We start from the raw sequence: 23,179 nt of genomic DNA on the forward strand, positions 1-23,179 counted from the left end.
CGTCCCTCCATTCCACGGACGGATTTATGCGGTGCGGCGTCGTTGCGTGTCAATTCCCGGATTTTCCTGCGGGCCGGCCGGCGGGGGTCAGATGTCGATGAAATCCAGCCCGTAGCGCGACAATGCCCTCGGTTGGTCGGTCGTCGTCAGGTAGGTCTGGCCCAGCGTCATCGCGGTTCCCGTGTCGGAGTCCATGATGATCATGTGGATGAACAGCGACATGTCCGGCAGGATTTCCTGTGGATTGCCGACGTGGAACATCTGCTGCTCCATCCAGGAGGGCGAAAAGCGCGCGCCGAGCGAATAGCCGCAGGCGTTCAGCCGGTGTCGCGCCAGGCCGCGTTCGTCCATGATCCGCGCGTGGGTGTCGAACACCGTGCCGAAGGTATTGCCCGGCCGCAGCACCATCTCGATCGCCTGCATGGTCTCGCGGCAGGCGCTGTAGAGCTCGCGGTGCCGGTCGGTCGGCGTGCCGATGACGACGGTGCGCATCATCGCTGCATGGTAGTGTGCGCTGACGCCCGCCCATTCGAGCGTGAGCTGGTCCTGCGCATCCAGACGGCGCCGGCCGGACTTGTAGCGGCAGAGCAGCGCATCCTCGCCCGAGCCGATGATGAATTCGTTGGCCGGGTAGTCGCCGCCGCCGGCGAGCACGGCCCCCTGCATGGCGGCAAGGATCGCCGCCTCGTCCCCGCCGGGCGCGATCAGCGGCAGGGCCGCGTCCAGCGCATCGTCGGCAAGTGCTGCCGCCTTCTCGACATGGACGATCTCGGCCGCGCTCTTGATGAGCCGCAGGCGGCCGACGAGCAACGAGGCGTCGACGAGTTCGCCGAAGCTCTGGAGTTGGTTGTCGAGGAGCTTGGCGTTCCTGCCGGTCAGCCCGTGGGTGTCGTATTCGACGCCGATGCGGCAGCCGAGCAGGTCCATCTCCGACAGGAGGTTCTTCAGGTCCATCGCCGGATCCGCGTTCGCCCGGTCGACCCAGATCTCGATCTTGCCGATCGTCGAGGTCTGGCGCGCCTGGCGCAGGTCGGCGGAGCGCGTCAGAAGCACCATCTCGCCGTCCGCCCGCACCACCAGCGTCTGGAAGAAGCAGTAGCCGAAGGTGTCGTAGCCGGTCAGCCAGTACATGCTCTCCTGGGCGAAAAGCAGCATGGCGTCGAGCTTTTCCTCGCGCATCTTCGACGTCAGTCGCTGCAGCCGGTTGGCATATTCCTCGGTTTCGAATTGCAGGGCCATGCCTCGCTCCCTTGTCCGTTTTCTTGTCTGTTGCTCAGCCGCGGATCATGATCGCCGAGATCTGGCGACCGTAGTCGGGTTCCTTGCGGTGCACCGAACGCCGGTAGGAGAAGCAGTTCGCATCCTGCGGATAGGTGCAGATGTCGAGGTTCTCCGCCTCGATGCCGGCTTCCGTCAGCCGCTTCAGCGTCAGCGCCGGCAGGTCGAACATGGCGTGGCCCGGCCGCTCCGACGGCGAGAAGAACGCGCCGTAGGACGGGTCCGTTCCGACGAAGCGCTCGACGAATTCCGGGCCGACTTCGTAATTGCGCCGGCTGATCGAGGGGCCGAGGCAGGCGACGATGTCTCCTCGGGAGGCGCCCAGCGCCTCCATGGCGGCAATGGTGTTTTCCAGTACGCCCGTCAGCGCGCCCTTCCAGCCGGCATGGGCGGCGCCGACGACTGCGGCCTTGGGATCGGCGAACAGGATCGGTCCGCAATCGGCGCTCAGCACACCGAGCACGAGGCCCGGCGTCGCGGTCACCAGCGCATCGGCCTGCGGGCGCTTTCCGTCGTAGCTGTCGTCAACGGCGATGACATCGGGGGAATGGACCTGGTGAACGGTCGCCAGGCGCTCCGGGTCGACGGCGAACCAGTTGCAGACCCGGGCGCGGTTTTCCACCACCCGCGCGCGCTCGTCGTTCGAGCCGAGGCCGACGTTGAGGCCGGCATAGACGCCCTCCGATACGCCGCCTTCACGCGTGAAATAGCCGTGGTGGACGGCTTTTCCGGCAGCGCGCGAGACCAGCGGGGACTGAACAGGGGAAAGCACGGCGTCATCCTTCGTCGCTTCGTTGCGGCGCCCGGAGACCGGAAACCATGGCGGGCTTGCGGACAATGCGGCGTCCGATTCAAAACGGGGGCGATGTTGATCGCCGGTGGTCGGGCTGTCAATCCGCGGGGCGGAACGGTGCGAGCGCCGCCTCGCCGCGGGAGACGGCCAGCACCTTGAACAGGTCGCCCATGTTTCCGGCGCCCGAACCGGCCAGCCGCTCGACGTCGGCGACGATCTGGCGCTGCAGTTCCTCGTCGCGCCCGCGGCCGAGTGCTGCGGCGCGGTCCGAAAGCCCCAGCCCCATCAGGAAGTCGCCCTGGTGCAGGGGCCCATGCACGCGCAGCGCGCTGTCGCGAGCGACGGTCGCGAGCCGCTCGAAATCGACGTGGCTGGTGAGGTCGGCCTCACCCGGATGGGCGAGCGGCGGGTCGAATGCGTGGCGCAGGACCGCCTGCAGCGTATCACCGAAGCCGGTGACGACGTGGCCGTAGTCGATCACGAGCGCCGCTCCGCCATTCAGCCGGAGCCGCTCGCAGATCGCCGCCATCACCGCCTCGCGGGCCGGAGCGATCTCGAAGATCGCTCCGTTCGGCTGGGAGCTGTGGCCTTCCGGCAGAAGGTCGGGATCGATGCCGGCCACGCCCGCGGCAAAGGTCAGTTCGCCATCGGTATCGAGCCCGACCATGCGCTCGCGAAACCCGGTCGGGGTGCGGACGAACTGCCGGATCGGGATCGCGTCGAAGAGCTCGTTGGCGGCAAGGAGCGTGAAGCCTTCCGGCACCTCGTCGAAGCTCCCGTGCCAGTCGGCCCGCGCAGCGCGATCGCCGAGCGTCTCCTTCTGCACGTCCTTGAGGCGCGGGCTCGTCTCCACGAGGTGGAAGCTCGCGTTGTCGTAGAGCTTCGGGGCCAGCCGCGAGACGACGCGCATCATGTCGGCCATCATGGTGCCGCGGCCCGGGCCGATCTCGATGAAGCGCACAGCGGCCGGGGCGCCGTTCTGCTGCCAGGCGTTGACCATGAAGACGCCGAGCATCTCGCCGAAGAGCTGGCTGATCTCGGGGGCGGTAACGAAATCGCCTTCGGTTCCGAAGGGCTCACGGGTCTTGTAGTAGCCGTGCTCGGGATCGGCGAGGCAGAGCGAGAAATAGTCGGTGACGCTGATCGGGCCGTTGGTGCGGATCAGGGCCTTGATCTTGCTGGCGAGGAGTGTCGACATGGCCGGCCTCGGTCTTTCAGGCAGCGGCAGGCCGGGCGCGCAGCATCGCCCAGATGCCGAGCGCCAGCATCGGCAGCGACAGCAGCATACCCATGGTCAGCCATCCGCCGAAGAGGTAGCCGAGCTGGGCGTCCGGCTCGCGGAAGAATTCCACAAAGATGCGGCAGAGCGCATAGCCGGCCACGAACATGCCGGTGACCAGGCCCGGCCGCTTCAGCGCCTTGAAGGCATAGATCGCGATCGCCAGCAGCAAGAACAGGACGATGCCCTCCAGGGCGGCCTCGTAGAGCTGGCTCGGATGGCGGGCGAAGGGGCCGGCATTGGGGAAGACGAAGGCCCAGGGCGCACCGGAGAGCTTGCCCCAGAGTTCGCCGTTGACGAAATTGGCGATGCGGCCGAAGAACAGGCCGATCGGCACGACGGCGGCGACGATGTCGAACAGGCTCCAGATGCGGATGCCATGCCGGCGGGCAAAGAGGATCATGGCGATCGTGGTGCCGGTGAAGCCGCCGTGGAAGGACATGCCGCCGTTCCAGATCTGGAAGGCGCGCAGCGGATCGTCGACGATCGCGGCGAAGTCGTAGAACAGGATGTAGCCGATCCGCCCGCCGAGGATGACGCCGAGTGCCGCCCAGACGAGGAAGTCGTCGAGCTGGGCCAGCGTCATCGGCGGCGTGTCCTTCGGCCAGAGGTCGGAGCGGGAAACCAGCCTGCGGGCGTAGAACCATCCGAGCAGAATGCCGACCACATAGGCGAGACCGTACCAGTGGACGGCGACAGGGCCGATCGAGAACGCGACCGGGTCGATGTTCGGGAAGGCGATGACGGCGAAAAGTTCGGCTGTTGGGATCAAGGGCTCTGGTCCGGTTGGTCGGCGCGGAAGATGGCGTCCGGCTATCCGATGGTCAAGCGGATACTGCCGGATCGATCGGTCCCATGAGAGCGCAGGCCGGATCGTCCCCAAGCGATTCCGCTTGCATCGCCGGGTGCCGCATCCTACCTCAAGGGTGGAGGCGGCGCTGGGCCGCGACATGCTTAAAGCCGAGGAGGCCGACAATGACCACCGGAACCACTCGAATTCTCGATGACTTCGCCAAGCTGATGACCGACGCCGCCGGCGCGGCGCAGGGCGTGCGCAAGGAAATGGAGACGGTCTTCCGCGCGCAGGCCGACCGCTTCCTGAACGGCATGGACCTCGTCAAGCGCGAGGAATTCGAGGCGGTGCGGGAGATGGCGGTGAAGGCGCGCGAGGAAAACGACGCGCTGCTGCAGCGCATCGCGGCGCTTGAGGCGAAGATTGCGGGCGCGAAAAAATAGCCGGACGAAGCCGCCGGCTCACGTTAGGGAAGGCCGGCCGCGGGCACCCCGCGCCGGCCTTCTTTTTTTGAAGAAATTTTGGCCCTGTGGACATCGTTAAAAAATCCTTATCGCAGAGTCACTTGAGGTCCCGCGCTGAATCTTTTTGGCAACCACTGTCCACAACCGTGGCGACAAAAAAGGTGAGAGGGGCTGGTGTCGGGACTCTGCCGTTATACACTGATTTTAAATGATGATTCGAGACGGCAACGCCAGCTTGGGGCAGGGTTAGTAAGTCAGACTCTGGCAGTGCTGCGAAATCATTCAGTGTTCTTCCGGAGTGGGTATCTGCGTTGCTGTCGTGCGTGGTCGCGATGACGTGTGCCTTTCCGGTCAAAAGGGTGACGCATGAGCCTGATGGAATTGGAAATCGTACGGGAGTCGAATCCGGTCGACATGATCGAATTCGTCGCAGCAAACAACGACTGGTCGTTCGAGCGCTCCGGCGAAGACGAGATCGCCATGACGGTCGAGGGCAAGTGGAGCGACTACCACGTTTCCTTTTCCTGGATGGAAGAATTCGAAGCGCTGCACCTTGCTTGCGCCTTCGACATCAAGGTGCCCGAAAGCCGTGTTAACGAGGTCATCAGACTTCTTTCTCACGTCAATGGCCAGGTGCTCATGGGGCACTTCGACCTGTGGCGGCACGAGGACGTGGTGATCTTCCGCCAGTCGCTGCTGCTTGCGGGCGGTGCCGAGCCGACGAACCGCCAGGTCGAGGTGCTGCTTTCCAGCGCGCTGGAGACTTGCGAGGCCTATTTCCAGGCCTTCCAGTTCGTCGTCTGGTCGGGAATGGAAGCGCAGGCCGCAGTCGATGCGGTGATGTTCGAGACGGTCGGAGAAGCGTAAACATGGGCGTGGAGACTGCCGGTCCAGTCGTTCTTGTCGGTGCCGGCAACATGGGCGGGGCAATGCTCGCGGGCTGGCTCAAGAGTGGCGTGCCCGGCGCCACCGTCCTCGTCATCGATCCCGGCCCGTCGCCGGCCATGCAGAAGCTCATTGCCGACAACGGCGTGCGCCACGAGACGGCGGCACCCGCCGGTGTTGCGGCAGGCGTCCTCTTCGTCGCGGTCAAGCCGCAGGTCATGGACATCGTGCTGCCGCCGCTGAAGGGGCTGGTCGGGCCGGAAACGGTCGTGGTTTCGGTCGCGGCCGGAAAGACCCTCGGCAATCTCGAAGCGCACCTGGGACAGGCGGCCATGGTCAGGGCCATGCCGAACACGCCGGCGATGATCGGCCGGGGCGTCACCGGTGCCTTTGCCAACGGCCGGGTCAGCGCCGATCAGCGCGAGCAGGTCCACGCGCTGCTCAAGGTCAGCGGCCCGGTCGAATGGGTCGAAAGCGAAGCCGACATCGACGCCGTCACTGCCCTTTCGGGAAGCGGTCCGGCCTATGTCTTCTATCTCGTGGAGTGCATGGCTGAGGCAGGCCGCAAAGCCGGCCTGCAGGCGGACCTCGCCATGCGTCTTGCGCGGGAAACCGTCTCGGGGGCTGGCGAACTTCTTCACCAGTCCCCCGATGACGCCTCGAAACTTCGCCAGAACGTCACCTCGCCGGGTGGCACCACGGCAGCCGCCCTCGCCGTCCTGATGGACAAGGACGGGATGCAGCCGCTGTTCGACCGGGCGATCGCAGCCGCGCGCAAGCGCGCCGAGGAACTCGCCGGCTGAGGCTGGTCCCCACGGGCGGGGCTCGACCGCCCGATTTCCATGCGATAACCCTTGGCGACTACCTCGAGGCGGTCCCGGCCGGGGCACAGAATTTGCATTCATGGAGCATCTTATGTCCGAGCCGATTTCCTTTGCCGATTTCGAACGGGTCGACATTCGCGTCGGCACCATCGTCGAGGCCGCCGAATTTCCGGAGGCGCGCAAGCCGGCCTACAAGCTGACGATCGATTTCGGACCGGAGATCGGGCTGAAGAAGTCCTCGGCGCAGATCACCGTCCACTACGCGCCCGAGCGCCTGGTCGGCCGGCAGGTGCTGGGCGTCGTCAACTTCCCGCCGCGGCAGATCGGGCCGGTCCGCTCGGAAGTGCTGACGCTGGGCTTTGCCGACGAGGCCGGCGCAATCGTCCTCGCCGCCGCCGAGCGCCCGGTGCCGAACGGCGCACGGCTGTGCTGACGATAGAGCCTAAGCCGGAATCCGGACCGTTGCCCGGAGGCCGCCGAGAGGGCTGTCGGAGAGGGTGACGTTGCCGCCGTGGCTGCGGGCGATGTCGCGGGCGATCGCCAGCCCGAGGCCGGTGCCGGAGGAATCGAGGTTGCGGGCCTCGTCGAGACGGAAGAACGGCTTGAACACGTCGTCGCGCGAACGCTCTGGGATGCCCGGTCCGTCGTCGTCGACGACGATCGTCAGCCACTTGGCGCTGTGGCGGGCCTGGATCTGCACCTTGCCGGCATAGCGAAGCGCGTTGGAGACGATGTTGCCGACAAGCCGCGAGAAGGCGTTCGGCCGCACCATCACCTCGTCCTCGCCCTCGATCGTGCTGGTCAGTTCCTTGTTGTGGAGTTCCGCCTCCAACTCGAACTTGTCGAAGAGGTTGCTGAGGCGAAGATGGCCGACGTCCTCCTCGGCCTCGCCGCGGGCGAAGGACAGATAGCCCTCCAGCATGCTCTGCATGTCCTCGACGTCCTTGTTCAGCCCGTCGAGGTCCGGGTTCTTGCCGGCGAGCGCCAGTTGCAGCTTGAAGCGGGTGAGGATCGTGCGCAGGTCGTGGCTGACGCCGGTCAGCATCGCCGTGCGCTGCTCCATCTGCCGCTCGATGCGCTCGCGCATCAGCATGAAGGCGAGGCCGGCGCGGCGCACCTCGTCTGCTCCGCGCGGGGCGAAGTCCTCGGGCATCTTCTGCCCCTTGCCGAAGCTCTCTGCCGCGTGTGCCAGCGACAGGATCGGGCGGATCTGCCCGCGCAGGAACAGGATCGAGATCGTCAGGAGCACGAGCGAGGCGCCCACCATCCAGACGAGGAAGATGTGAGTGTTGGAGGCGTAGGTGTGGTTGCGGCGGGCATAGACGCGCAGCGTCTTGTCCTCGGCGACGAGGATGCGGATCTCGACCAGGTCGCTGTCGCCGAGCGTGTCGATCCAGAAGGGAAGCCTGATCTGCTTCGTGATCTGGGCGCTGAGTATATGGTCGAGGATGTTGAAGAACGGCTTCGGCTGCGGCGGCGGCAGATCGTTGCCCTTCTCGATGGCGATGTTGAGGTTCATCCGGTCGCGGGCGATGCGGACGATCTCGGCATTGGCGCTGCCATCGGGGAAGGTGTCGATCAGGTCGATGATCGCGGCGATGTCGCGCGTGACCGCCATCGACAGCCGCTCCGTCACCAGTTGCCAGTGGCGCTCCATGAAGACGAAGGCGACGACCGATTGCAGCAGTACCATCGGGATGATGATGATGAGCAGCGAACGCGTGTAGAGCCCGGTCGGCAGCCGCCGGCGCAGCCACTTGGCGACGTTGCGCCAGCCTGCCAGCGGCGTCCGCTCGATTTCGCGCTTGAAGGTTTCGAAGGCTGTCATGTCGCGGGTCGCCGTTTCATTCTCTCCACCGGCCTGTGCTGCTACTCGATGCTCAGCCTGTAGCCGATGCCGCGCACCGTCTGCAGCCAGACGGGATTGGTCGGATCGTCCTCGATCTTGCGCCGCAGGCGGTTGATCTGGACGTCGATCGTTCGTTCGCCGACGTCGGTCTCCTCGCCGATCAGTTCGTGGCGCGGTATGGTCTCGCCGGCGCGCAGCGAAAAGAGCAGCATGATCTCCTGCTCACGGTCGGTCAGCCGGATCGGATCGCCGCCGCGCTTGAGTTCCTTGCGCACGATAGAGAAGGTGTATGGCCCGAACATGACCTGCTCGATCTTCGGCGTGGCGGGCTGGGCGTTGCGCTTGAGGATGTTGTTGACGCGCAGGACCAGTTCGCGCGGCTCGAAGGGCTTGGCGAGGTAGTCGTCGGCGCCGGCCTCCAGCCCCTCGATGCGCGCCATCGTCTCCGTCAGTGCCGTCAGCATGATGATCGGTATGTTGCGGATCGCGCGCAGGCTCTGGGTCAATTGCAGGCCGGTCTCGCCCGGCATCATCACGTCCATGACGATCAGGTCGAAGTCGAGGCCATCCAGCCTGCGGCGCGCCTCGTCGGCGTCGCCGGCGACGGTGACGCGAAATCCTTCACCAACCAGGTAGCGGCTGAGAAGTTCGCGGATGCGCTTGTCGTCGTCGACGATCAGGAGGTGGGCGGCGTCGTCGGAGGGCCTGTCTTGCATCGTCATTTTCGTCTGTCCCGGTTACTCTTGGCGCGCGTTCTGCATTCCGGCGAGGAAACGTGTCACGGCCTTGCGGTCTTCCACGCTCATTCCCTCGAAGGCGCGCTCGATGCGCTCCTGCTGCGGCTGCGCCAGCGCCAGCGCCAGATCGCGGCCGGACTGCGTCGGATACAGCTTGCGCTGCCTGCGGTCCTCCGGGCCGGCCACCTGGCGAATATAGCCCGAATCGATCAGTTGTTTCAAAACCCGCGCAAGACTCTGCTTGGTGATCTTGAGCGTTTCGAGCAGGTCGGCCACCGTCAGCCCCGGCTCGCGGTTGACGAAGTGGACGACACGATGGTGCGCGCGCCCGAAGCCGCTGCTCTCGAGGATGGCGTCGGGGTCGGAGATGAAGTCCCGATAGGCGAAGAAGAAGCCCTCGATGATCTCGAAGTCGATGCCGCCTTCGCCGGTCAAAGGCTGGTCGCAGAACTCGATCGTCGCCTTGCGTTCCGAAGTCAATCGTCCCACGCGGTCATTTCCTTTCCTCGCAGCAGCACTTCGCGCAACATCCGTAAAAATATGTCAGCGTTGTTGACATATTTTTACACTCTTGATAGGCGTTGTCCACAACTTGCCGACGGCCCCTCGTATCCGTCGCGCCGAAGCGGTCTTCCCGTTCTCACCGGCGCTTCCGGCGCTGTTGGCAAGGCAGTATCATGCCTGTTTCTGGTTAGACCGTATCGGGCAGCAAAATCAACATCAAGAACGGCCCTTCGGGCCGGGAGGATAGCATCATGGCGGTTCCCTTCGATCAAATGGAAGGCCAGATCTGGTTCAACGGCGAATTCGTCGACTGGGCGGACGCGAAGATCCACGTGCTGACGCATGGGCTGCACTATGCCAGTGCCGTGTTCGAGGGCGAGCGCGCCTATGGCGGGCGCATCTTCAAGCTGACGGAGCACAACCGGCGCCTGCACCGGTCTGCCGAGATCCTCGGCTTCAAGATCCCCTATCCGGTCGAGGAACTGGATGCGGCGAGCGTCGAGCTTCTCAAGCGGCAGGGCTTCTCGGAAGCCTATGTGCGCCCGGTCGCGTGGCGCGGATCGGAGATGATGGGCGTTTCGGCGCAGCAGAACCGGATCAACGTCGCGATCGCCATCTGGCAGTGGGGCAGCTACTTCAATCCGGCCGAGAAGCTGAAAGGCATCCGCCTCGACATCGCCGAGTACCGCAGGCCGGACCCGAGGACGGCGCCGTGCGAATCCAAAGCCGCCGGCCTCTACATGATCTGCACGATCTCCAAGCATGCCGCGGAAGCCAAGGGCTATGCGGATGCGATGATGCTCGACTATCGCGGCCAGGTGGCCGAGGCGACCGGGGCCAACATCTTCTTCGTCAAGGACGGCGTCATCCACACGCCGACGCCGGATTGCTTCCTGAACGGCATCACCCGTCAGACGGTGATCGAGCTTGCTAAGCGCCGCGGCTACCAGGTCGTCGAACGGGCGATCATGCCCGACGAACTGGACGGCTTCAGCGAGTGCTTCCTGACGGGCTCGGCCGCCGAGGTGACACCGGTGTCGGAAATCGGGCCCTACCGCTTCACCCCGGCTGCGATCTGCGAGACGCTGATGAACGACTACATGCGCGAGGTCCATCCGGTCGCCGCTGCGGCGGAGTAGGGCGGATTGAAAAGGCGGCACGTTCGCGCCGCCTTTTCACGGGTCTGATGTGTTCAGTCGGCCCCGGCTCAGGCCTGCTTGCGGCCGAGCAGGCTGCCTGCGATCGCCTGCAGGACGCCACCGCCGATCAGGCCGCCCAGCGCATTGGCGACGAGCACGGACAGGCCGGCCTCGCCGCCCACCGCCTGCAGCAGCAGGCCGCCGCCGACACCGCCGATTGCGCCCACGATCGTGCGCACGATGACGCTGGTCGCCTGCTGTTTCAGCATGGCACCCACGGCGTTGCCGCCGACCGCGCCGCTGATGAGCTGTGTGATGAGTGGCATCAATGCTTCCATGTGCAGTCCCCCCGTTCGGGTCGTGCCGGAAGCGCGTCGAGACCTTCCGGCGACGAACACGTGAAGCTGGCAGGCCCCCTCCCGGGCGGCCGAATCGCCAGTGCCGATACCCTCGGCACACGTATGGTGGTTGCGAAATTGCAAGCTGTCAATTTTTCAGTGTTTTTCGGCGTGGCAGGCCTGTTTTCAAGCGGCGGTAGGCAGACGCGCAGATGCCCGGGGCAGGCCCCGGGCACGGCGACGGAAGCAGGCGTGAAGTCCGACTTCTATTCGGCTGCGTCGTTGAAGACGCCGCGGCGGATCTGGTCCTCCTCGATCGATTCGAACAGGGCCTTGAAGTTGCCTTCGCCGAAACCTTCGTCACCCTTGCGCTGGATGAACTCGAAGAAGATCGGGCCTATGACGGTCTTTGAGAAGATCTGCAAGAGGATCTTCGTCGTGCCGCCGTCGACCACGCCTTCGCCGTCGATCAGGATGCCGTGCTTCCTCAGCCGGTGTAGCGGCTCATCGTGGTCGTGGACGCGGTTCTGCGACTTCTCGTAGTAGGTCTCCGGTGGGCCGGGCATGAATTTCAGGCCGTTCTCGGCCAGCCGGTCGGTCGCGTCGTAGATCTCATCGGTGCCGACGGCGATGTGCTGGATGCCTTCGCCGTTATACTTGCGCAGGTACTCTTCGATCTGGCTCCGGTCATCGGTCGATTCGTTCAGCGGAATGCGGATCTTGCCGCAGGGCGAGGTGATCGCCCGCGAGACCAGCCCGCTCATCTTGCCGGCGATGTCGAAGAAGTGGATCTGCCGGAAGTTGAACAGTTCGCGGTAGAACGCCCACCACTTGTCCATGTTGCCGCGGAAGACGTTGTGGGTCAGGTGGTCGAGATAGTAGAAACCGACGCCGGCAGGCCTCGGGTTGGGCTCGCCGGTCCAGTCGAACTCGGCGTCATAGGCGGACCCCTTCTCGCCGTAGCGCTCGACGAAATAGAGCAGCGATCCACCGATGCCGACGATCGCCGGTGCGTCGATGCACTTGTCGGTGCCGGTATATTCCTCCGCGCCCATCGACAAAGCGTGCTTCAGCGCATGCTGCGCATCGACGACGCGCCAGGCCATCGAGGGCGCGCAGGGGCCGTGCTTTTCGACGAAGCGCGCTGCAAACGAGCCCTTTTCGGCATTCAGGATGTAGTTGATGTCGCCCTGGCGCCAGACGGAGATGTCCTTCGTCCTGTGCTTTGCCACTTCCGCATAGCCCATGCGGGTGAAGAGCTCGCGCAGCTTCTCCGGTTCGGGATGGGCGAATTCGACGAATTCGAAGCCGTCGGTGCCCGCCGGGTTCTCGGCGCTGATCACAGCCGGCGGTGCGTCGTGCGGGAAAGGTCCCATGGCATTCTCCTCCTCGAATTGCCGGTTCGATCGGAAGTATGCGCCGAACGCGCTGCATGATGTTTGCAAAGTCGGTGGTCAATCGGCCTATTGTGACGTATTTTTGCATGCAATGATGGATTGGAGGCGAAATCATGCACCTCGACGCAGTCGATCGAAAATTGCTGGCGCTTTTGCAGCAGGATGCGCGCCTGACCAACAACGAAATCTCGGAGCGCATCAACCTGTCGCCGTCGCAGTGCTCGCGGCGGCGCGCGCGGCTGGAGGAGGAGGGCATCATCCGGGCCTACCGGGCCGAACTCGACCGCGAGAAGCTCGACCTCGGCATCGTCATCATCGTGACGGTAACGCTCGCCACGCACAATCGCGACAATGCCCAGCGCTTTGCCCGGCTCATCTCCAGCCTGCCGGAGGTTCTGGAGGCATTTTCTCTGACGGGGGAGATGGACTACATCATCAAGGTGGTGGTGCCGAACCTGAAGGCGCTGTCGGCCTTCGTCAACGACGTGCTCCTGCCGCACGAGTCCGTTTCGCACGTGAAGACGGCGATCGTGCTCGACACGCTGAAGGAGACGACGGCGCTTCCCGTCTGATCGCCCCGTCTGAGCCCATCGAATAGATTGCTGTTCCTGTCCGTGTTTCCAGCGGAACAGAACGGCCCGGATCGTCGTTGTAGGTTGCATTCAGTCAATCAGGCACCGTCATCGGGTCGAAGGAACAGGGTCAATGGAAAATCGGAAGCTTGCAGAGGGCGGTGCCGTTGCAGTTCGGCTGCGCGCAGTAGTCTACGCCTACGCTCTTGCCAACATCGCCGTCGTGGCGCTGCTTCTGTCGACGGTGACGCCCGCCCCGATCGCCGTCGCCGGCCAGACCGCGGCGATGCAGCAGGTCGCCAGCGCGCGCTGAAAACGTCCGCCGGCCCGGTCCCTTGCGTGGTCTTGCCATCGACCGTGGCATCCGGGGCCGGGAGCGGCTATATGCGGGGTCAGCACCAATTCCCAGCGAGGACCCCATGGGCATGCTTCAGGCGGGCATCATCCCCGTCACCCCCTTCCAGCAGAACTGCACGATCTTGTTCGACATGGACACCAAGGAAGGCGTGATCGTCGATCCGGGCGGCGACGTCGAGACGATCGTCGACGTGGTGCAGAAGAACGGGATCGCGCTGAAGGCCATCTGGCTGACGCATGGCCACCTCGACCACGCCGGCGGGGCGAAGGAACTCAAGGAGGCGCTCGGCCTCGACATCGTCGGCCCGCACAAGGACGACCTGCCGCTGCTGCAGCGCATGGAGACGCAGGCCGAGAAATTCGGTGTCGCCATGAAGGTGCAGAACGTCGTTCCCGACCGCTGGCTCGAGGATGGCGACCGTGTTTCCTTCGGCGAACACGAGTTCGAGGTCTACCACACGCCCGGCCATGCGCCGGGTCACGTGATCTTCTTCAACCGTAAGCAGAATTTCGCCCATCTGGGCGACGTGCTGTTCCGCGGTTCGGTCGGCCGGACCGACCTGCCGGGCGGCGACGAAAAGGTGCTGCTCGCCTCGATCCGCGACAAGGTGCTGCCGCTCGGCGACGACGTCGGCTTCATCTGCGGCCATGGCCCAGGCGGCAAGATCGGCGAGGAGCGGCTGACCAATCCCTTCCTGCGCGGCATCTGAACGCCGCCGAAAGATGCAAAGTAAAAGGCGGATGGTTTCCCATCCGCCTTTTTTCCTGCGTACTACCGTGCCTGCCTCAGCCGGCGACGCAGAAGTGCTCCATCCCGTCATAGCCGACGAAGGTGCCGGACCGCGGGTTGAAGGAACGATAGGTGTTTTCGCAGAAGTCGTACCACTCCGGGCTCCAGGGCTCGAGCGTGCCGACGACCACCCTTTCGCGGTAGACGCGGCGAACCGGGCGGTATTCCGGCTCGACATAGACGCGGCGCGGCGGCGCGCGGTAGTAGCCGTCGTCATAGCGCGGGGTATTGGCGATCGCGTTGCCGACGATCACGCCGGTGACGAGGCCGGCAGCACCGGCTGCCCAGGCTGCGTCGTTGTTATGGTGGCGGCCGTGGCGCCAGTGATCGCGGTCGCGTGCCTCGGCGGCTCCGAAGGAGGAGAGCGTTGTCGCTGCCACTGCAAATGCCAGAACGGCCGACTTCAAGTATCTGTTCATCTCATTCGTCCCTGGTTCTGATCGCGAACGTGCGACCATCCGATGCCGGTGATCCTAGGGGCATGCCAATGAACGGGCGCTGAACGGAGCCGGGCAAAAAAAACCCGGCAAGGATGCCGGGTCGCAAAGAACTTGTTTGAAGACCGCCTCAGCCGGCGATCTGCAGGTTGACCGCCTTGGGGCCTTTGCCGCGGCGATCGGGTTCCGTTTCGAAGCTTACCTTCTGGTTCTCGGCGAGTCCGTTCAGGCCGGAGGCCTGTACGGCAGAGATGTGTACGAAGATATCCGCACCACCATTGTCGGGCTTGATGAAACCGAAGCCCTTTTCGGTGTTGAAGAATTTTACAGTGCCAGTTTCGGCCATGCGTCAGGTCCTTTTCTCTCTGCCCGATAGTTTGGCGGCGGGCAGCATTTCCGTTTGCCCCCGAGGGGGCGTGAGGCAGGCAGTTCCGATGTGAGGAAAGGGTCCTGTTTTACCGCAGCCAGCCAAGCGCTGTTCCTCTCATGGAACTTATCAGCACGGCTGCCCGGATTTTTATCGCGTCTCCGGCGCGCTATTATTGAAGGTCTTCCCATGTCCGCAAATTGCCCGAACACGGGAAGAGTGCTGTGTTTATCATTAATTGGCAAGCAAAAGTTTCGAACACTTCATGTGCCGCCTTGCTTTGGCGGCGTTTCAGCGGATAGGGCAATAGACTTGCAGCATTCCGGAACAGTTTCGCAGGCATCATAGCAACTATATTGAGCATGCAGCCCAATAACACGGCCGGGGGACAGCAAAGGCCGGAGGGCTCTGGTTCACATGTTCAAGAAGGGTGCGAACTATGCCGCTTCGCCCCGCTTTTCCTTGGTTTTCTCCAACTCCGGCACAAGTTCGGTCGCAAGCATCGCGACGAAAATGATCGCGCAGCCGGCGTATCCGGCAGCCGTGATGCTGTCGCCCATCAGGAGTACGCCGAACAAGGCGGCAAACAGGGCCTCGCTCGAAAGGAAGATGGCCGCCTGCGGCGCCGTCGTATAGCGCTGGGCGACGTTCTGGCAGATGAAGGCGAGGCCGCTGGAGAAGAAGCCGGCATAGAGGATCTCGAACAGCGCGCCGCGGATCGCCGCCAGGCTGATCGGCTCGATCGCCGCGGCGATGGCGCAGCCGAGGACCGCGCAGACGGCGAACTGGACGAGAGACAGCGCCAGCGGGCGCTGCGAGCGTATCGCGAAGATGCCGACGCAGATCATCTGCACCGACCAGAGGAAGGCGCACAGGATCGTCAGCAGGTCGCCGGTCGAGAGCGCCGAGAAGGCGCCGCCGCTCAGAAGGAAGATGCCGACCGTTGCCGTCAGTGCGGAGGGCCAGACGACCCAGTGCGGCCGCTTGCGCAGCACGAACGTGGTCAGGATCGGCGTGAAGACCACGTAGAGGCCTGTGAGGAAGCCGGAATTGGTGACCGACGTGGTCAGCAGCCCGACCTGCTGGCTTGCCGCGGCGGCAAACAGGGCCAGCCCTGTCAGGACGAAGCCGAGGCGGTTTCCCACAGACGTCGGGGCAGGGGCACGCGTCTTCTCGAACAGGGCAAAGGGGAGGGCGACGGCCGTGGCCACGGCGAAGCGCAGGCCGATAAACCAGATCGGCCCCAGGCTCTCCATCGCGGTCGACTGGGCGATGAAGCCCGCACCCCAGATAGCGCCGGACAGCAACAGAAGGAGATTCGCCTGCAGGCGCGACACGGTTGGCCCTCGATTTGGGATGATCTGGCCAAGCCGTTAGCATCTGCCTCGAAATTGGGCAAGCGGCCGGCTTTCCTGCCGCCGGTAGCGATCCTGTGCACGCCTGTTACTGCGAAGAGGGGAGCCTGGATACGCGCAGCAGGGCGCCGTCGTCTTCGTCCGTCAGCAGCAGGATCGCCCCGTCGGGGGCGACCTTGACATCGCGCAGCCGGCCGAAGGCGCCGTCCAGCATGCGCTCTTCGCTGACGATGGCGCCCGTCTCGTCGCGTTCCAGCCGGACGAGCGTCTGGTACTTCAGCGCTGCCACGAGCAGGTTGCCGTCCCACTCAGGAAACATCGCGCCGCGATAGACCGCGACGGCGCCGGGGGCGATGGACGGATCCCAGTAGTAGGCCGGCTGCTCGTATCCGTCCCTGGCGGTGCCCTCGCCGATCTCGGCGCCGGAATAGTCCTTGCCGTAGCTGATGACCGGCCAGCCGTAGTTGCGGCCCGGCTGCGGCAGGTTGATCTCGTCGCCGCCGCGCGCCCCGTGCTCGGCGGTCACGAGCGTTCCGTCCTTCGGGTCGATGGCGATGCCTTGCGGATTGCGGTGCCCCTTCGACCAGATCTCCGGCAATCCGCCCGCGTGCCCCGCATAGGGATTGCTGGCGGGGATGCTGCCGTCGGCCGCGATGTGCAGGATCGCGCCGGCATGGTCGCGCGGATCCTGCGCCCGCTCGGGCTCGCCCCGGTCGCCGGTGCCGAAGAACAGGCTGCCGTCGGCTGCGATGGCGATGCGGGAGCCGAAATTCTCGCCGCTCTGCGTGGCCTTGCTCATCGTGAAGATGCGCTGCACGTCCTCGAGGCTCTTTTCGTCGGCCGAAAGGCGGGCGCGCGTGATCGCCGTGCCCGCTCCGTCCTGCCCGGGCGCGCTGTGGCTGAGGAAGAGGATGCGGCTCGTCTCGAAATCGGGCGCGAGTGCCACGTCGAGCAATCCGCCCTGGTCCTGTGCCACCACGCGCGGGACGCCGCGGATCGGGGCGGAAGACTGTCCGTTGCGTACGATACGCAGGTTGCCCTCGCGCTCGGTGACGATGGTGGCGCCGTCGGGCAGGACCTCGACTGCCCAGGGATGCTTCAGGCCTGTCGCGATCGGCTTGACGGCAAGGGGAACCTTGCTGGTGGGGAACTCCTGCGGTGCGGCGGACACCGTGGTACCAACACCGGCTGCCAGCAGGACAGTCGCGGAGAGGTGCGCCATCGCCCGGCGTACCAACCGCAGTGACCTGCCTGTGGTCGCAGGGAGCTTTGCAGGGCGGTCAGTCGATTGCATGGGCGATCATTCCTCCGTCTGCCACATAACTGAAGCGGTAGTCATGCGTTTTCAAGAGGGCGGCGGGCGCGGGAACCGCGGGGTGCAGGGATGCCCCCCGGGTCCTGCGCCCACCGACTGGAGGAGGGGGCTATCGTCAAGCCTCGCTGCTGCGGCGCGTGTCGCCGGCGGGGAGGGTTTCGGTGGCCCGTCCGGCCAACTGGCCGACGCCGGCAACGACGATCAGTGCGCCGAGGCCGAGTGCGGTGGCGAGGCGTCGGTCGATCGACGTTGCGTCTTCGTCGTCCGCGTGAGCGGTCGCGGCTGTCGTGATCGTGTTGAGCCCATCCGACAGGGCGGGGGCGGAGATGGTGAACTTTCCGGCGTGGCCGGTGGTGTTAACGGCGCCTGTGGTGCCGAAGTCGAGCGAGAGATGCGTATCGCCGGTCATGCCGTCGATGACCTTGCGTTCGTCGTCGAGGGCTGCGGCATTGGCGACGTTCATCAGGCCCACGAACATCAGCACGCAGGCTGCGAGCGCCGTCAGCGTGATGTAGAGGACCGTCCGGCCCTCGCGCCGGCGATGGTCACGGACTGCCTTTTCGTCGTCGATGAACATCTCCCTACCCCCTTGCGATCTGCTGCGGGCTTGGCGCCCTGTTGATAGCAAGAAGGCACGCCGAAATCGGCGTCAGGGGGACTGAAATGCGGCGCCTCCCGACAGTTGTTGTGGTGAAATCGTGGCGGTTGCAGAAAGGTTCGTTCGCGCGTGCCGCGAGACGAATAAATCGCCCGTACGGGACGTCCTAGACCGCTGTTGTGGGGGGGCGCCGGTCAGACCGTGCGGCGGCCGAAGCGAGGCGTCGTCCTGTAGGCGCGCGCTTCGTGTGCGGCGTGGCCCGGCGCTGGCGGGGCCGCCTGTTCCTCGGGGAAGTCCAGCTCGAACGAGGTGGGCGCGACCTGCGGCCGGGCGAGCAGGTAGCCCTGCATCAGCGGCATGCCGATCTCGCGGCAGAATTCCGCCTGCCAGGGTTCCTCGATGTTGGTGACGATCGGGCGGACGCCGTCGCGCTCGAGGCGCGCGACCATCACCCGCATGAGGCCGGTCCCGGCGGAGCCCTCGGCAAAGCGCTTCACCCAGATCGGATCGAACTTCAAGAGGTCCGGCGAAAGGCGTGCAAGCCGGGCGATGTCTTCTTCGGTTGCCGCATACTCGTCGATGGCGACGAGGAAATTCGCCTCGTGGAGCTGCCTTGCGAACTGGGCGAGCGTGTCCGGATCGTCGCCCGGCCATTCACGGATCTCGCAGGCGATCCGGGCCGGCGTCATGCCGGCCTCGTGGGCGGCAAGGCGCATGCGGTCGACTTCCTGGCGGATCGCGTGGGGCGAGAGGTAAAGGCCTGGCTGGGAATTGACGAGCAGCGTTACATCCTTGCGGGCGAGTTGCCCGACGTTGAGGATGTGCAGGCTGCGGCAGAGGCTGTCGACCATCGGCCGGTCCTCTTCCGGCACCAGTGCGAAGAAGTCCGCCGGCGGCACGAGCGTGCCCTCGCAACTGGCGCGCACCAGCCCCTCGACCGCCTCGAGTTCGAGCCGGCCCCCGGAGGTTTCGCGCAGGATGGGCTGCAGTGCCGACTGGAGGGTGTAGTGGCCGTAGCTCGCCGTCGTCGTTCCGTCGGCATCCCTGTTTATGTTTGCAAATATGCTGCGTTCGATCATGAGTGTCTTCCGGCACACCGATAATGCCGGGTGGCCTTCCCGAAACTACCGCCGCAGGCCTTAACCCGCGCTTAAGGTTTCCAGTAAAATGCCGGGGGCATGCAATCATTCGTTGCAGATTTGGTCAGGGGCCTCCTTCCGGCGTGACCCATCGCTCCGCCTTATGGGGTCCATGAAACTTATTCATCCAGCGGGCGGATCCGGCCTGCCGGTGTGTTTTTGCCATGTCGCGTCTTGCCAGACCGTTGCAGTTTGGCCATAGACCTATCCGCCTAGGGGCAGTTTTTGCGCGGCCCCTTGGCCTCACGCTGTCTTTGAACCCGAAAACGGACAATTGACCATGGCCTTTCTTGCCGACGCCCTTTCCCGTGTGAAGCCTTCCGCCACCATCGCCGTCTCGCAGAAGGCGCGCGAACTGAAAGCCAAGGGCCGCGACGTGATCGGCCTGGGGGCCGGCGAGCCGGACTTCGACACGCCCGACAACATCAAGCAGGCTGCCATCGAGGCGATCAACCGCGGCGAGACCAAGTACACGCCCATCTCCGGCATCCCGGAACTGCGCGAGGCGATCGTCAGGAAGTTCAAGCGCGAGAACAATCTCGATTACACCGCCGCCCAGACGATCGTCGGCACCGGCGGAAAGCAGATTCTTTTCAACGCCTTCATGGCGACACTGAATCCGGGCGATGAAGTCGTCATCCCGACGCCCTACTGGGTTTCTTACCCGGAGATGGTGGCACTTTGCGGCGGCACGCCGGTCTTCGTGGCGACGACCCAGGAAAACAAGTTCAAGCTGACGCCCGCGGATCTCGACCGCGCGATCACGCCGAAGACGAAGTGGTTCATGTTCAACTCGCCGTCCAACCCGTCGGGCGCGGCCTATTCGCATGACGAGCTGAAGGCGCTCACCGACGTGCTCGTCAAGCATCCGCATGTCTGGATCCTGACGGACGACATGTACGAGCACCTGACCTATGGCGACTTCAAGTTCGCCACTCCGGTCGAGGTCGAGCCGACGCTCTACGACCGCACGCTGACGATGAACGGCGTCTCCAAGGCCTATGCGATGACCGGCTGGCGCATCGGCTATGCCGCGGGCCCGCTGAACCTGATCAAGGCGATGGACATGATCCAGGGCCAGCAGACCTCGGGCGCCTGCTCGATCGCCCAGTGGGCCGCCGTCGAGGCGCTGAACGGTACGCAGGCGTTCATCCCCGAGAACAAGAAGATCTTCGAAGGTCGCCGCGACCTCGTCGTCTCCATGCTCAACCAGGCCAAGGGCATCGAATGCCCGTCGCCGGAGGGTGCCTTCTACGTCTACCCCTCGTGCAAGGGCCTGATCGGCAAGACAGCACCCTCGGGCAAGGTGATCGAGACCGACGAGGACTTCGTCTCCGAGCTTCTGGAATCCGAAGGCGTCGCCGTCGTCCACGGCTCGGCCTTTGGCCTCGGCCCGAACTTCCGCATCTCGTATGCAACCTCCGAGGCCCAGCTCGAAGAAGCCTGCAAGCGCATCCAGCGCTTCTGCGCGGCCTGCAAGTAAGCGGCAGCCAGCCAGCTTTGGCATTTGCGAAACCCGCCAGCGATGGCGGGTTTTTGTTGCCCGCATGTCGATGGCCGAAGGCCTTCGCAGGCCGATTCAAGTCTCTTGCGAACCGATTTCGGATTTTTCTGTAACGCCTTGATCTTAATGAATCATAGCCCGATCACGGTGAGCATAACGAAGGTCGCGAAGAGGATGAAATGGGTCATGCCCTCGATCGCGTTGGTCATGCCGTCGTTGAGGTTGATGGCGGCGACGACGAGGGTGATGGCGACCATGACGGTCTGTACCGGCGTCATCGCCATGATGAAGGGCTGGCCGGTGTAGAGCGCGATCGCCTCCATCACCGGCACGGTGAGGATCACCGTCGACAGCGAGGCGCCGAGAGCGATGTTGACGACCGACTGCATGCGGTTGGCAAGCGCTGCCCGCATCGCCGTGAGGATCTCGGGGGCCGCCGAGATGGCGGCGACGATCACCGCCATCAGCGCCGGCGGTGCGCCGGTTCCTTCCAGCCCCACGTTCAGCGTGGCCGCCATCAGTTCGGCGAGCGCGCCGATGATGATCACGCCGGCAAGGATGACGAGGATCGAGGGCAGGGCGGGCTGGTCGGCTTCGGGATGCGTGGCATGCTGGTCGCCACGGGCGGCGCGCGGATAGGCATAGCTGAAGAAGTAGCTGTGCTGGCCGACCTGCATGCGCAGGAACAGCGTATAGAGGGCGACCATCGCGCAGATCGTGAACACCGAATAGGCCTGCCAGCTTGTGCGGGGCACGAACTCCGGAACGATCATGGAGATCCCCATCGCCGTCAGGATCATCACGCTGTAGGTGCGGCTAGAATCGTCGTTGTAGGGCTGCTCGCCGTGGCGCAGGCCGCCCAGCAGGGCGGCAAGGCCGATGATGCCGTTGATGTCCAGCATCACGGCAGCGTAGATCGTGTCGCGCACCAGCGTCGGCGACGTCTCTCCCCGCATCATGATGGCGAGCACGACGACCTCGACCAGCACCGCCGAGAGCGTCAGGATCATCGTGCCGTAGGGATCGCCCACCTTGACGGCCAGGATCTCGGCATGATGGGCGACGCGGGTGGAAGCGAGGATGATAGTGGCGACGATGCCGAAGGCGGCGAGCAGGGTCAGCGTGCGCCCGGCCGCCAGGATCTCGTGTTCGCCGGCATAGGCTGCGACGGCCACCAGGAGGGCGATGATGAGGAAGAGTTCCCGTCTGAGGAGGCCTGGCTTGGTCAAGGAAGTTGTCCGTGGCTGAGAAGGTGATTCCGGACCAGCGCCTAACCATCGGGAATGATTGGAATACGCCGCCCATCGAGAGAGATAGTCCGCATCCGCGACTTGGCAACTGCCGATCGACCCGGTGCGCCGCCAGCAGGCGGGGCTGTGTCAGTTCTTGAAGACGATGCAGGCGCCGCCGGCCTTGCGGATATCGTTGCACAGGTCGTCGGCCTCGGCCCGGGACTGACGGCCGATGCGGGCGGTGTAGCGTGGCCGTGCGCCGAAGCGCGCGTGGCGCTCGCGCTGAATCAGCGGCTTCTCCGCGCGGATCGGTGCCGGCAGGCGTTCCACCGCCATCATGAACAGCCGATGGGCGGCGGGCTTGCTGAAATGGGCGGCGAGCTGCACGCCCCAGGGCGCCCAGACGCCCTCGTCGGGAAACACGATCTCCCGCATCCGCCGGCTGTCGGCAAGCGCCACGCAGGCCTCCTGGAAGGGCTTGTCCTTTTCCAGTGTGAGATCGAGCGTCTCCGGCGGATCATCCTTCCATTGCTCGGCCGTGTTGGCGGTGATCGCCATCACATAAGCGCGCGTCTCGAAGGGCAGCCGGCCGGTGGCGAGGAAGGTATTCAGGCCCGCCTCGCCGGCATTGTAGGCGGCGGCCGCGAGGCCGAGATTGCCATAGCGGTCGCGCAGGTCGGCGAGATACTCGGCCGATTTGTCGAGCGCGTGCAACGCATGGAAGCTGTTATCCAGTCCGCGTAGCCTCGCCGTACCAGGCATGAACTGGGCGATCCCCTCCGCGCCCTTGGGGCTCACGGCGTCGGGGCGGAATAGGCTCTCGCGCCAGATCAGCCTGGCGAAGTAGTCCGGCGGCAGCGCGTTGAGGCGGGCGTAGCTTTCCATCGCCACGCAGATGTCGCGGTTGTAGGTGTCGGTGCGGACGCAGAGACGGCTGCCGTCGGAGAGCGTAGAAGAGAAGAGGCAGGGGGGCGGTGCGCGCCATTCGGATTGTGCGGCGGTGGGCTGCGGCAGGCAGAGGATCGTGGCAAGCAAGATCGCCCACGCCGTCACGGCCCCAGAATGGCGCACAAGACTGGATCGCCATCTCGCTCCGAACATCGCCAAGGTCCCCCGCGCTGCCAGCGTGCCCGCCTTGATATCATCGTTCGGGAGGCGGCGGCAACGCCGGGTGGAGGCGAGGGACGGACGCAGGCGGTGTCGGATAGGGCTGACGGGGTTGGGGGTCACGGT

Annotated in this window: 26 protein-coding genes; 9 read left to right on the forward strand and 17 right to left on the reverse strand. The window is 64.8% G+C overall.

Annotation, left to right across the window (positions count from 1 at the left end; genetic code table 11):
• Window positions 1-87 precede the first annotated feature (87 nt).
• From GGQ64_RS20880 to lgt, 4 genes are all read right to left on the reverse strand, one after another.
• Entirely contained in the window at window positions 88-1,239 is a 1,152-nt protein-coding gene (locus GGQ64_RS20880; protein WP_183807271.1) for a M24 family metallopeptidase, read from the reverse strand.
• A gap of 34 nt (window positions 1,240-1,273) precedes the next feature.
• Window positions 1,274-2,050 (reverse strand): peptidoglycan editing factor PgeF, encoded by a 777-nt coding sequence (pgeF, locus tag GGQ64_RS20885; protein ID WP_183807272.1) that lies wholly within the window; start codon window positions 2,048-2,050, stop codon window positions 1,274-1,276.
• 118 nt (window positions 2,051-2,168) lie between these two features.
• Window positions 2,169-3,269 carry a class I SAM-dependent methyltransferase gene (locus tag GGQ64_RS20890; protein ID WP_183807273.1) on the reverse strand — a complete coding sequence of 367 codons (1,101 nt, stop codon included), beginning with the start codon at window positions 3,267-3,269 and terminating at the stop codon, window positions 2,169-2,171.
• A gap of 16 nt (window positions 3,270-3,285) precedes the next feature.
• The gene (gene lgt / locus GGQ64_RS20895) at window positions 3,286-4,119 is read right to left on the reverse strand and encodes a prolipoprotein diacylglyceryl transferase (RefSeq protein WP_183807423.1); all 834 of its coding nucleotides are present in this window, start codon (window positions 4,117-4,119) and stop codon (window positions 3,286-3,288) included.
• Window positions 4,120-4,325: 206 nt separating this feature from the next.
• On the opposite strand from lgt, the gene GGQ64_RS20900 reads away from it, so the two are divergent.
• From GGQ64_RS20900 to GGQ64_RS20915, 4 genes are all read left to right on the forward strand, one after another.
• A complete protein-coding gene (locus GGQ64_RS20900; RefSeq protein ID WP_183807274.1) occupies window positions 4,326-4,586 on the forward strand; it encodes an accessory factor UbiK family protein in 261 nt (86 codons plus the stop codon).
• Window positions 4,587-4,973: 387 nt separating this feature from the next.
• Window positions 4,974-5,474 carry a type III secretion system chaperone family protein gene (locus GGQ64_RS20905; protein WP_183807275.1) on the forward strand — a complete coding sequence of 167 codons (501 nt, stop codon included), beginning with the start codon at window positions 4,974-4,976 and terminating at the stop codon, window positions 5,472-5,474.
• A 2-nt stretch (window positions 5,475-5,476) separates the two neighbouring features.
• The gene (gene proC, locus GGQ64_RS20910) at window positions 5,477-6,295 is read left to right on the forward strand and encodes a pyrroline-5-carboxylate reductase (protein ID WP_183807276.1); all 819 of its coding nucleotides are present in this window, start codon (window positions 5,477-5,479) and stop codon (window positions 6,293-6,295) included.
• A gap of 112 nt (window positions 6,296-6,407) precedes the next feature.
• Window positions 6,408-6,749 (forward strand): tRNA-binding protein, encoded by a 342-nt coding sequence (locus GGQ64_RS20915; protein ID WP_183807277.1) that lies wholly within the window; start codon window positions 6,408-6,410, stop codon window positions 6,747-6,749.
• A 9-nt stretch (window positions 6,750-6,758) separates the two neighbouring features.
• On the opposite strand, the gene GGQ64_RS20920 is transcribed toward GGQ64_RS20915, so the two are convergent.
• The 3 genes from GGQ64_RS20920 to GGQ64_RS20930 are packed head-to-tail and all read right to left on the reverse strand — an operon-like array spanning window position 6,759 to window position 9,382.
• Window positions 6,759-8,144, reverse strand: a complete 1,386-nt coding sequence (locus GGQ64_RS20920) for an ATP-binding protein (protein WP_183807278.1) — start codon at window positions 8,142-8,144, stop codon at window positions 6,759-6,761.
• Window positions 8,145-8,185: 41 nt separating this feature from the next.
• Window positions 8,186-8,887, reverse strand: coding sequence for a response regulator (locus tag GGQ64_RS20925; RefSeq protein WP_183807279.1), 702 nt, complete (start codon window positions 8,885-8,887; stop codon window positions 8,186-8,188).
• A gap of 15 nt (window positions 8,888-8,902) precedes the next feature.
• Window positions 8,903-9,382, reverse strand: coding sequence for a MarR family winged helix-turn-helix transcriptional regulator (locus GGQ64_RS20930; protein WP_210300351.1), 480 nt, complete (start codon window positions 9,380-9,382; stop codon window positions 8,903-8,905).
• A 272-nt stretch (window positions 9,383-9,654) separates the two neighbouring features.
• Here GGQ64_RS20930 and GGQ64_RS20935 point away from each other — a divergent pair, with 272 nt between their 5' ends.
• Window positions 9,655-10,545: a branched-chain amino acid aminotransferase gene (locus tag GGQ64_RS20935; RefSeq protein WP_183807424.1), complete on the forward strand. Its 891-nt coding sequence runs from the start codon at window positions 9,655-9,657 to the stop codon at window positions 10,543-10,545.
• A 68-nt stretch (window positions 10,546-10,613) separates the two neighbouring features.
• Here GGQ64_RS20935 and GGQ64_RS20940 read toward each other — a convergent pair whose 3' ends face one another.
• Window positions 10,614-10,883 carry a hypothetical protein gene (locus GGQ64_RS20940; RefSeq protein WP_183807281.1) on the reverse strand — a complete coding sequence of 90 codons (270 nt, stop codon included), beginning with the start codon at window positions 10,881-10,883 and terminating at the stop codon, window positions 10,614-10,616.
• Window positions 10,884-11,149: 266 nt separating this feature from the next.
• Window positions 11,150-12,259 carry a 4-hydroxyphenylpyruvate dioxygenase gene (hppD, locus tag GGQ64_RS20945; protein WP_183807282.1) on the reverse strand — a complete coding sequence of 370 codons (1,110 nt, stop codon included), beginning with the start codon at window positions 12,257-12,259 and terminating at the stop codon, window positions 11,150-11,152.
• A 134-nt stretch (window positions 12,260-12,393) separates the two neighbouring features.
• Here hppD and GGQ64_RS20950 point away from each other — a divergent pair, with 134 nt between their 5' ends.
• From GGQ64_RS20950 to GGQ64_RS20960, 3 genes are all read left to right on the forward strand, one after another.
• Window positions 12,394-12,852 (forward strand): Lrp/AsnC family transcriptional regulator, encoded by a 459-nt coding sequence (locus GGQ64_RS20950; protein ID WP_183807283.1) that lies wholly within the window; start codon window positions 12,394-12,396, stop codon window positions 12,850-12,852.
• Window positions 12,853-12,985: 133 nt separating this feature from the next.
• Window positions 12,986-13,165 (forward strand): hypothetical protein, encoded by a 180-nt coding sequence (locus tag GGQ64_RS20955; protein ID WP_183807284.1) that lies wholly within the window; start codon window positions 12,986-12,988, stop codon window positions 13,163-13,165.
• A 112-nt stretch (window positions 13,166-13,277) separates the two neighbouring features.
• On the forward strand, window positions 13,278-13,919 hold the full coding sequence (locus GGQ64_RS20960) for an MBL fold metallo-hydrolase (protein ID WP_183807425.1): 642 nt from the start codon (window positions 13,278-13,280) through the stop codon (window positions 13,917-13,919).
• A gap of 76 nt (window positions 13,920-13,995) precedes the next feature.
• Here the strand turns inward: GGQ64_RS20960 and GGQ64_RS20965 are convergent, their stop codons facing one another.
• The 6 genes from GGQ64_RS20965 to GGQ64_RS20990 form a co-directional block, all read right to left on the reverse strand.
• Window positions 13,996-14,418: a BA14K family protein gene (locus GGQ64_RS20965; RefSeq protein ID WP_183807285.1), complete on the reverse strand. Its 423-nt coding sequence runs from the start codon at window positions 14,416-14,418 to the stop codon at window positions 13,996-13,998.
• 148 nt (window positions 14,419-14,566) lie between these two features.
• Window positions 14,567-14,782, reverse strand: a complete 216-nt coding sequence (locus GGQ64_RS20970) for a cold-shock protein (RefSeq protein ID WP_183807286.1) — start codon at window positions 14,780-14,782, stop codon at window positions 14,567-14,569.
• A 458-nt stretch (window positions 14,783-15,240) separates the two neighbouring features.
• On the reverse strand, window positions 15,241-16,140 hold the full coding sequence (locus GGQ64_RS20975) for an EamA family transporter (RefSeq protein ID WP_183807287.1): 900 nt from the start codon (window positions 16,138-16,140) through the stop codon (window positions 15,241-15,243).
• A 106-nt stretch (window positions 16,141-16,246) separates the two neighbouring features.
• Window positions 16,247-17,452: a PQQ-dependent sugar dehydrogenase gene (locus tag GGQ64_RS20980; RefSeq protein ID WP_425488530.1), complete on the reverse strand. Its 1,206-nt coding sequence runs from the start codon at window positions 17,450-17,452 to the stop codon at window positions 16,247-16,249.
• Window positions 17,453-17,588: 136 nt separating this feature from the next.
• On the reverse strand, window positions 17,589-18,050 hold the full coding sequence (locus GGQ64_RS20985) for a hypothetical protein (protein WP_183807288.1): 462 nt from the start codon (window positions 18,048-18,050) through the stop codon (window positions 17,589-17,591).
• A 215-nt stretch (window positions 18,051-18,265) separates the two neighbouring features.
• Entirely contained in the window at window positions 18,266-19,150 is an 885-nt protein-coding gene (locus GGQ64_RS20990) for an EAL domain-containing protein (protein ID WP_183807289.1), read from the reverse strand.
• Window positions 19,151-19,490: 340 nt separating this feature from the next.
• Here GGQ64_RS20990 and GGQ64_RS20995 point away from each other — a divergent pair, with 340 nt between their 5' ends.
• A complete protein-coding gene (locus GGQ64_RS20995) occupies window positions 19,491-20,693 on the forward strand; it encodes a pyridoxal phosphate-dependent aminotransferase (protein ID WP_183807290.1) in 1,203 nt (400 codons plus the stop codon).
• Between the two features lie 152 nt (window positions 20,694-20,845).
• On the opposite strand, the gene GGQ64_RS21000 is transcribed toward GGQ64_RS20995, so the two are convergent.
• Together GGQ64_RS21000 and GGQ64_RS21005 are read right to left on the reverse strand one after the other, a co-directional pair.
• Entirely contained in the window at window positions 20,846-21,943 is a 1,098-nt protein-coding gene (locus GGQ64_RS21000; protein WP_210300343.1) for a calcium:cation antiporter, read from the reverse strand.
• Window positions 21,944-22,093: 150 nt separating this feature from the next.
• On the reverse strand, window positions 22,094-23,047 hold the full coding sequence (locus tag GGQ64_RS21005; RefSeq protein ID WP_183807291.1) for a lytic transglycosylase domain-containing protein: 954 nt from the start codon (window positions 23,045-23,047) through the stop codon (window positions 22,094-22,096).
• Between the last annotated feature and the right edge of the window lie 132 nt (window positions 23,048-23,179).

Origin of the sequence: Mycoplana azooxidifex (genome assembly GCF_014196765.1) — a bacterium.
Lineage (GTDB): Bacteria > Pseudomonadota > Alphaproteobacteria > Rhizobiales > Rhizobiaceae > Mycoplana > Mycoplana azooxidifex.